Below are 8,175 nucleotides of genomic sequence, written 5' to 3' on the forward strand. Positions count from 1 at the left end.
GGTTGTAATTCCGCGGGTTTCCCGAGGGCGAAATGGCGGCATACCATCAAAAGAAGAAAAATAGCCAGGGAAAAGACCCTGGCCGTCCGCCACCGCAAGCGGGAGGCCCTCCGCCAAAAGTCGGGCAAATATCGGGCGGCGACCCGGCCGCGCGCGGCCACCGCGGGCCGGGAATCTGTCACGCCAGGCAGCCACGCGGCACCGGTACCGGTCACTCCCACAGTGCGCGCCAAGTGCCGACCGTACCATAAGAATCCATCCGACCCAGGTGTCCGGCCATCATTTGGCGAACTTTCCGCAAGCAGGTCACGGCGGATACTTCATGGTCTGCTGAAAGCTTCTCGAATTTCCTTCCTTCCCAGTCCCGGAAGCATTACCAAAAAATGCCCAGGAAGACGGATCAACAGATACGGAAGCCGGTGGCGGAGCAGCGCGCCCACAGCACTGATCCGCCCCGCCGGCAATCGGTCACACGCAGCCGGACGGGTCCGTCCGGCCCAGCCGGCGACCGCCCGGGCAGCAGCCGGCCACGGATATTTCGACCCATCGCGGACCACTACCCCACGGATGACGCGGACACCGTCCCGCGCCAGTGGGCAGCATGATCCCGTGATCTCCGCGGGCGAAGGCCCCCCTCGAGCAACGGACGGGCCCCGCGCAAGGCCCCCACGGACGGACCCTCCTCGGACGACGATGTGACGGCCGCGGCGGGAACGGCGCACGGGCCGGGCGAGGCGGTCGACGAACCGGTCCGGGCAGGCCCCACGGGCACCCCGCGAACGGCGGGCACCCATCCGGCGCGACGGTGCTCTCTCGGGCCGTGGGGGCCGAGGCGACGCGCCCCTTGCCGCCGCTGACATCGCCACCCGGCGCCACTCGGCGCCGCCTGGCTCCGCAGAGCCCTCCTGGCCCCGCAACCCGCGCTGGCGGGCGGCCCGTCAGGACGGCAACCGGCGGGCGGCGACGAATCCGGACGGCCGGACGCACGGACGGCCAGAGCCGTCCGTTGCTCCGCCGACCAGGGCGTTGTGCCCGGGCCGGCCGCCGGATGGTGGGCACAATCACGACACTTCCCAGGAACACCCACCAACAGCCGTCCGATAACATGGCGACATCGAACGGTGGATTCGTCGACGTACCCGCACCGGAGGCAAACCCGGAGGATGCGGTCCCGAGGGAGCCGCGGCCGACAGCGGACGAATGCCGCTGCGAAGACGACGTCTTCGCAGCAGGGCGACGTTCCCTGCGAGAACGGCATTCCCAGACCGGTCCCAGTGTCCTGATATTTCGCCAGAACCATGACGGCAGTCAGGATCCTGACGTTTTCTCAGGGCTGGTCATGCTCTCAGGAATAGGGCATCCAACGGACGGTCTCGTCCTGGTAACGCAGGCTGGCGAGACGGACGGCGAACTGCGCGGCCACTCTCGGGCTGCTCGCGAGGACCGGTACCACGCTCGTCGTCAGCTTCAGCTCCCGCACCGCCCGTAACACCTCGAAACCCGGCCAGCGCATGACGTCGAAACCGTACGCGGCGGCGAGCGCCGCATACTGCTCCGGCGGGTAGCCGAACCGCAGCCGCCCGACGGCCAGCGGGATCAGATCCCATTCGGGCGGCCCGTGGCAGGTGGCGTCGAAATCACATATCAGCACCTTGCCGTCACGAGCTCTGACGAGATTTCCCAGATGGGCGTCGCCGTGGACGATCCCGGCCGGCAGGGCGTACACCACGCTTTCAAGAGCGGCCTCGCAGCGGGCGGCCAGTCGTCGCAGGAACGCGAGGTCGGCGGCGGGCAGCCCCTCGGCATCGGCGAGACGTGACCGGACGTCGGCGAGCGGGTCGAAACTGGGCAGGGGAACGTCCGGCAGCGGCAGGGTGTGCAGCTGACGTAACGCAACAGCAAGATCGCCCGCTGTCGGCGGGCCGCCGGCCGTGGCCGCCCGTCCCGCCGCTGGGCCCCTCCTCGCCGCATGCTCCGGCACCGCACGCTCCGGCAGCGCACGCCCGGTGGCGGCCCGTCCGGTCGCGGCCCGCCCGGTCACCGGGAGCATCGCCGTGCCACGCGGCGGCGCGGCCCGGCCCTGAGCCGCACGCCTGGCCGCGGGCCCGTGCCCGGCCGCCGGCCCACGAGCCCCGGCAGGCGGCTGGGCCTCCCCGCCGACGGCGGGCAGGGGAGCCCCGGCTGCCGGCTCCAGCGGCCCTCCCGGCTCCAGCGGCTCCAGCGGCTCCCCGCGGCCGGCATCGACCCACAGGGTGGCCACGGTGCCAGCAATCCACAGCGGCGCCGGCAGGCCCGGCGCCAGGCGCACGGCCGGGACACCGTGGCAGGCCAGCCAGCGAGCGACCTGGACGACCTTGTCCGCCCGGTGCGCCATCGCCCGCGACCCGGATATCCGGACGACCACCCCGGCCCGGGGCAGCCGGAAAACCGCGTTCGCTGCGACTTTGATGATTTCCGCGTCCTGGCCGTCCAGGCCGGCCTCCGCGCAGATCTCCCGAAGAACTTCCCAGGCCCGGGCGACGGTGAAACGCCCGTCACCGGCGGCCGGGCCACTCACCGGCCTTCGTGCGCCGTTCAAGTGATTCACGTGATATGCACCGTCCGTTATCATGATGCTACGGAGGTTGTACGGGGTCAGCGCCGGCCATGACTCACCGCTCGCTTCCCGCGGGGGCCGTTGTCCTGGCAGCCGTCACTCCGGCGGCCTGCTTGACGGCAGCCCGCGACCCGGCGGCGCCCGCTCCGGCGGCAGCCTCGTCCGGGCCGGCCGGCTGACGTCGGCCCTCCCGCTGCCATCCCCGGACGTACGCGGCGAGCTCCCGGACCTCCCGGACATCCCCGTGCGCCCGGGTCATCGCGAGCAGCTGGTCGGCCCGGTTCGACGCCGACGCCACCGTGCGCCCCCAGGAGATCGAAATCGCCTCGGTGGCCAGCGCGCACACCCGGTCGAGCTCAAGGCGGCCCTGGCGGGCCAGCGCCAACGCCAGATCAAGACGGATCACCGACCGGAACCCCGGCGCGTTCATCGCGTCCAGCCGTGGGATGGCGAGCTGCGCGTGTTCCTCGGCGGCGCGGGACCGCCCGAGCAGGCACAGCGCCGTGGTCGCGTTGTAGGCGACCTCGACCGGGTGAAAGGTGTCGAAGCCCGGCCCCGGAGATCCCCAATGTTCCACGGGAATCATGTCGGCGAGGTCATAGGCCAGGTCGAGCGCGCGCGCAGCGCCCCGGACGTCACCGAGCGCGGCCAGCGCGCGGGCTTCCTGACAGACCAGCCGAGCCCGCACCGGGCCCGCGCTGACATACCGCAGCCCGTCCTGGGCGAGCCGCAGGGCCGCGTCCGGACGGCCGCCGTAGAACTCGGCGACCGCCCCGATCTCACGCGCGGACCCCCGCAACGGGCCGTCCCCGGCCCACTCCCCGGCCGCGAAACCGGCGGCGGCCAGGGCCCCGGCCACCTCGGGCTGGCCAAGCTTGAAAGCGGCGTCAGCATGCAGGACAGTGGCCCGGCCAGCGGTGACGCGCAGCCGGCGGGCATCGGAGCCGGTCAGCTGGCGCTGGGCGAGCTGGTCCAGGTAGTGCCGCAGCCGGACCGTCTCGGTGACCATCTGGGCGGGCGGGGTGTGCTCGTGGGTGGCGAGCAGGCCGGCCAGCCATCCCTCGGCATGGGCGATCGCGGCCTGCGCGGTCGTGCCGTGCGCGTCGAGAAGATCCGCAAGCTGCGTGTCGGGGAGGAGCGCGCCCACCATGGCGGCACCGGCATACAGGTGGAACTGCCTGCGGTCGGACATCGGCGGGCCCGCGTCCACCGTCGGCTCTGACGGCGGGGGCTGCCCGTCCGAGGGGGAGCCCGCGGGAAACCCGGCAGCCACCCGCCCCGGCCGGATCACAGGCCCTGGCGGGAGCGCGTGGCCTGGCGGGAGCGCGTGGCCTGGCGGCGCCGGTGCCGCGCGGACATCCAAGCGATCATCCGGAGGGGTACGGGCCGCCGGGATCGCGACCGGCATGACCGGCGCGGTGGACGGAACGGGCCGTTGCGCACCCGGCAGCGCCGGCCAGATGCCGGCCGAGCCGGCCGACGGGCCGGAAGCGGTGTGACCGGGCCCCTTCCGCCGTTCCTCCCACGGCGGCTCTTCACACGGCTGTTCGCGCGGCCCCCGGCGCGACGGGGATTCCCGCTGGACCGGCTCCACCGGTCCCGCTGGTCCGGGCTCCCGGGGCACTGGCAGGGACAGCTCGCCAGTATCGATCATGACTACCGCACTCCCTGGCCTCCCTGTCGGCGAGGCAACTCGTCCGCCCACCCGGGCGAACCCTCTTGGTAGCGAGAATGTAACTCAAGGTAACACAAAAAAATGCCGAAGTGTCGCGACCTGACAGAGAAGCGGGAGAGAACACGTGCGGACCACGACACAAGCGATCACTATCTGGACCAACCGGACGTGACGCACAGTAATCATCCGCGGCTTCGATCGCCCCTTCCAGCCTCGGACGACCCACCACGACGATCCGGGGGCATCGCGTCCGCCTCGGATCCGCAAACCCCCAGAGAGCTGGTCAAAAAGTGTATATCCGTCCCAGAGCGGTCAGAAATGCATGACCGAATACTGTCGAATCACGCGGGTGAAGGAGCCGACGGCCGCCACCACGGCCATACCGGCCCCCGTCCTCCCGGTCAGGGCCCCCGTCCTCCCGGTCAGGGCAGTGCGCGCACCCGGCAGGCCGTCACTGCTGGCAGGCCGCGGATCCGTCAGCGGCCTCGGCCGCGGGTGTCCCCGCGCAGGCCGGACAGCCAGACCGCGGCCTCGTGGAAGGCATCGTCGGACGTGCTCGGCCGCACCGCCCCGGCCCGTCCGTCCGCCCGCGGATAGCTGCCCAGGAAACGCACCTCGGCGCAGAGGCGGTGCAGCGCCGACAGCGCCTCCCCGACCCGCGCCTCGGCCACATGCCCCTCGCAGTCGATCGAGAAGGAGTACCGGCCCAGCCCCGCGCCGGTCGGCCGGGACTCCAGCCGGGTCAGGTTGACCCCCCGGACGGCGAACTCGGTCAGGATCTCCAGCAGCGCGCCGGGATGATCGTCCCGCTCGAACAGCACCACCGTGGTGCGGTCGGCCCCGGTGGGCGGCGGCGGCGGGGCCGGGCGGGTGACCAGCACGAACCGGGTCTGCGCACCGTCGACGTCCTGGACGTCGTCGGCCAGCACCGACAGGCCGTAGCGGGGGGCGGCGAAGGCGCCGGCGAGCGCGGCGTCGACCTCCCCGGCCTGGACCCGGCGGGCCGCCTCGGAGTTGCTGAACGACGGCTCCCACCGCGCGTCGGGCAGGTTCTTGGCCAGCCACCGGCGGCACTGCGGCTGGGCGTGCGGATGGCTGGAAACCGTGCGCACCGCGTCGAGCACGGTCCCGGGCCGGGCCAGCAGAGCGAACCGGATCAGGAGCACGACCTCGGCGGTGACCTGGAGCAGATCACCGGCGGCCAGTTCGTCCAGGGTCGTCGACACCGAGCCCTCAACCGAGTTCTCGAACGGGACGAGCGCACCGTCGGCGTCCCCCTGGCGGACCGCGTCCAGTGCCGCCGCCACGTTCGGCAGCGGGTCGAGCCGGGCCCCGTCGGCGATCGGCAGGGTCATCAGCGCCGCTTCGGAGAACGTGCCGGGCGGCCCCAGATAGACCAGACGCGTCGTTGACGTCATACCGACGACCTTCCGGATGTCATGCCGACAGCCTTCCACGTGGACGGGGCGGGACCGCCGGGGCGGGCGGCGCCCCCATGGCGGAGCCGGTCACCGGGGCAACGGACATCGCGGCAGCCCCCGACCGTGCCCCGACAGTGCCCAGGAGGAGAAGAGCCCGGACGCGTCCCAAGCGGATCTCTCAACGGTACGAGGTGCTGGATACCGGGCGAACGGGCACCCGGCATCCAGCACCGGGCCCGTCGTCAGCTCTGCCGGCTCCACGTCTCCCACCTCGACGATCCTACGGTCCGGTGACGGATCGCATCCGTGGGCCCCGCCCGGCCGTTCCGGCGGGCCGGACAGCGGCGGCGCGGGCGGGCCGTCGGCACGAACAGGCGGCAGAGATCCAGGCGGCGGACCCATAGGGTCGGCGGTATGGACACGGAGGATGTGCGGCTCCTGCTGGATGCCGTGGCCTCCGGCACGGTCGGGCCGGACGACGCCCTGGCACGCCTGGCCGCGGGCCCGCTCGGCGACGGCGGCGGCTGGAGCGACCTCGGGTACGCCCGTGTCGACACCCACCGCGGGCTTCGCACCGGCGACCCGGAAGTCGTCTACGCCGCCGGCAAGACCCCGGCGCAGACGGTCGGCATCGTCGCCGAACTGCGGCGGACTGCCGGCCCCGGCCGTCCGACGCTGGTCACGCGGGCCGACGCCGCCACCGTCGCGGCGCTGCGGGCGCGCTGGCCGGACGAGCTCACGATGTCCGCGCGGACAGCGGCCTGGGCGTCCGGCGACGCTGTCAGCACACCCTCCGCGGCGGCCGGCCGCACCGCCGAGCATGCCGATACCACCGGCCGTACCGGCACCGCCGGCCGCTCCATCTTCGCCGGTCATGAGGCCTTTGCCAGTCATGCGGCCGGTGTGTCACAGGGTGCGGTCACGGTTGCCGTCGGCCCGTTGCCCCCGGCTCGCGGCCGGGTTGTCGTCGTCTGCGCCGGGACGTCGGACGCCCCGGTCGCCGCGGAGGCCGCGCTGACCGCCCGCGCGTCCGGGGCGGGCGTTGAGACGATCATGGATGTGGGGGTCGCCGGGCTGCATCGGGTCCTCGCCGTCCGTGACCAGCTGGCTGGGGCCGACTGCCTGATCGTCATCGCCGGCATGGAGGGAGCCCTACCGAGCGTGATCGGCGGGCTGGTCGGCACACCGGTCGTTGCCGTCCCGACCAGCGTCGGTTACGGCGCGTCCCTCGGCGGGCTTACCGCACTGCTCGCCATGCTCACCTCGTGCGCTCCCGGCATCGCGGTGTGCAACATAGACAACGGTTTCGGCGCGGGCGTCTTCGCGGCCCGTGTCGTCCGCCGTTCGGCGTCCGACGCCCGCCAGTCGTAACCCCACAGTCGTAGGTGGAAACCGCTGTCATGACAGCTCTTTTCCACCTACGGCTTCGATGCCCGTAGGTGGAAAACGTCGTCCGGACAGCCCTTTCCACCTACGCACGACGGGCACTGGTTGTGGTTGTGGCTGGTTTCAGTGGTTTCCGCTGTCGTCCAGGTCCACTGGGTCCAGGTCCGCTGGCGTGTCCGGGCCCGCTGTCGGCCCGGACGGGCGTCCTGCCCGCGTCGCGGCCGTGCGCCGGTCAACGCTCCCGGCGGTGGGAGTCCCGATGGGCGGGGATGCGGCGGCCACCGGTACCGGCACCGGCACCGGCACCGGTACCGGCACCACCACGGCGCAGGCCGGTCCCCCGGTCGACCCGGCGCACCGCGTCGCCGCCCTCGGCCCGGTGGCGTTCCTGGCTGATCCGGTCCCTGATCAGATCCAGCGCCCGGTCACGGTCGCCCTCGTCGAGTCCGTGCATGAGACTGTCGAAAACACTCAAGAGTTCTCCCCGGAACAAAGATCGCGGAAAATGTTCCACTTTTTCTCGCTGTAAGAACCTCTTTTCGTCGCGCCGGTTCTCGTCGCACCGCCCACGCGGCGGCGCCGGCCGCCGACACCGGACGCCGGCGGATCGCCGGCACCCATGACCGGTCAGGCGGCCGGGCCGAGCGCCACCTTCGTCCGCTGGTCGACGATCCCGCGGGCCGCCGCCACGGCCGGCACCGGCCGCCGTCGGCGGGGCCGGGCCCGGCGGTGCGCCAGACCCGGCATCCGGACCGAGCGGGACAGGCGCATACTGGCTCCGCACCGTGCGAACATGCTGGGGAATCCTTCCCCGGGCAACGCCGTCGAAAACCGCAGCATCGCCGAAAACCGTCACCGAAAACCGTTGCCGAAGACGTCGGGACCAGCGAGAATCGCCGGTCGGGCAGTGGCCGGCGCACACCGCTCCGCGCCTCCTCCGTGACCCGTTTCGACCGGTGTACACACAACCGCGAGGAATCCGACATCAACAGAAAGAGCGACGAACTGAACGAGAGATCGCTTTCGCCCAGTTCCGGACGGGGTGATACCCCAAAAGATCGGCACTCTGAGTAGTAATAGTTTCCCTTGCCGTTCTC

6 protein-coding genes are annotated in these 8,175 nt (G+C 72.0%); 1 reads left to right on the plus strand and 5 read right to left on the minus strand.

Features of this window, described 5'->3' with window-relative positions:
* Positions 1–1,345: 1,345 nt before the first annotated feature.
* From AC5LSR_RS09330 to pheA, 3 genes are all read right to left on the minus strand, one after another.
* Positions 1,346–2,557 (minus strand): phosphotransferase family protein, encoded by a 1,212-nt coding sequence (locus AC5LSR_RS09330; RefSeq protein WP_493464748.1) that lies wholly within the window; start codon positions 2,555–2,557, stop codon positions 1,346–1,348.
* A 94-nt stretch (positions 2,558–2,651) separates the two neighbouring features.
* The gene (locus AC5LSR_RS09335; RefSeq protein WP_493464749.1) at positions 2,652–4,004 is read right to left on the minus strand and encodes an NsdA family TPR-like regulatory protein; all 1,353 of its coding nucleotides are present in this window, start codon (positions 4,002–4,004) and stop codon (positions 2,652–2,654) included.
* 743 nt (positions 4,005–4,747) lie between these two features.
* Positions 4,748–5,689, minus strand: coding sequence for a prephenate dehydratase (gene pheA / locus AC5LSR_RS09340; protein WP_250286919.1), 942 nt, complete (start codon positions 5,687–5,689; stop codon positions 4,748–4,750).
* A gap of 417 nt (positions 5,690–6,106) precedes the next feature.
* On the opposite strand from pheA, the gene larB reads away from it, so the two are divergent.
* Complete coding sequence (gene larB, locus AC5LSR_RS09345; protein WP_250286917.1) at positions 6,107–7,063, plus strand: nickel pincer cofactor biosynthesis protein LarB; 957 nt, start codon at positions 6,107–6,109, stop codon at positions 7,061–7,063.
* Between the two features lie 247 nt (positions 7,064–7,310).
* On the opposite strand, the gene AC5LSR_RS09350 is transcribed toward larB, so the two are convergent.
* Both AC5LSR_RS09350 and AC5LSR_RS09355 read right to left on the minus strand, forming a co-directional pair.
* Entirely contained in the window at positions 7,311–7,553 is a 243-nt protein-coding gene (locus AC5LSR_RS09350; RefSeq protein ID WP_250289592.1) for a hypothetical protein, read from the minus strand.
* A gap of 152 nt (positions 7,554–7,705) precedes the next feature.
* Positions 7,706–7,873 (minus strand): hypothetical protein, encoded by a 168-nt coding sequence (locus AC5LSR_RS09355; protein ID WP_250286915.1) that lies wholly within the window; start codon positions 7,871–7,873, stop codon positions 7,706–7,708.
* Positions 7,874–8,175 lie beyond the last annotated feature (302 nt).

The sequence above is a fragment of the Protofrankia sp. CiP1_Cm_nod4 genome, from assembly GCF_982290645.1.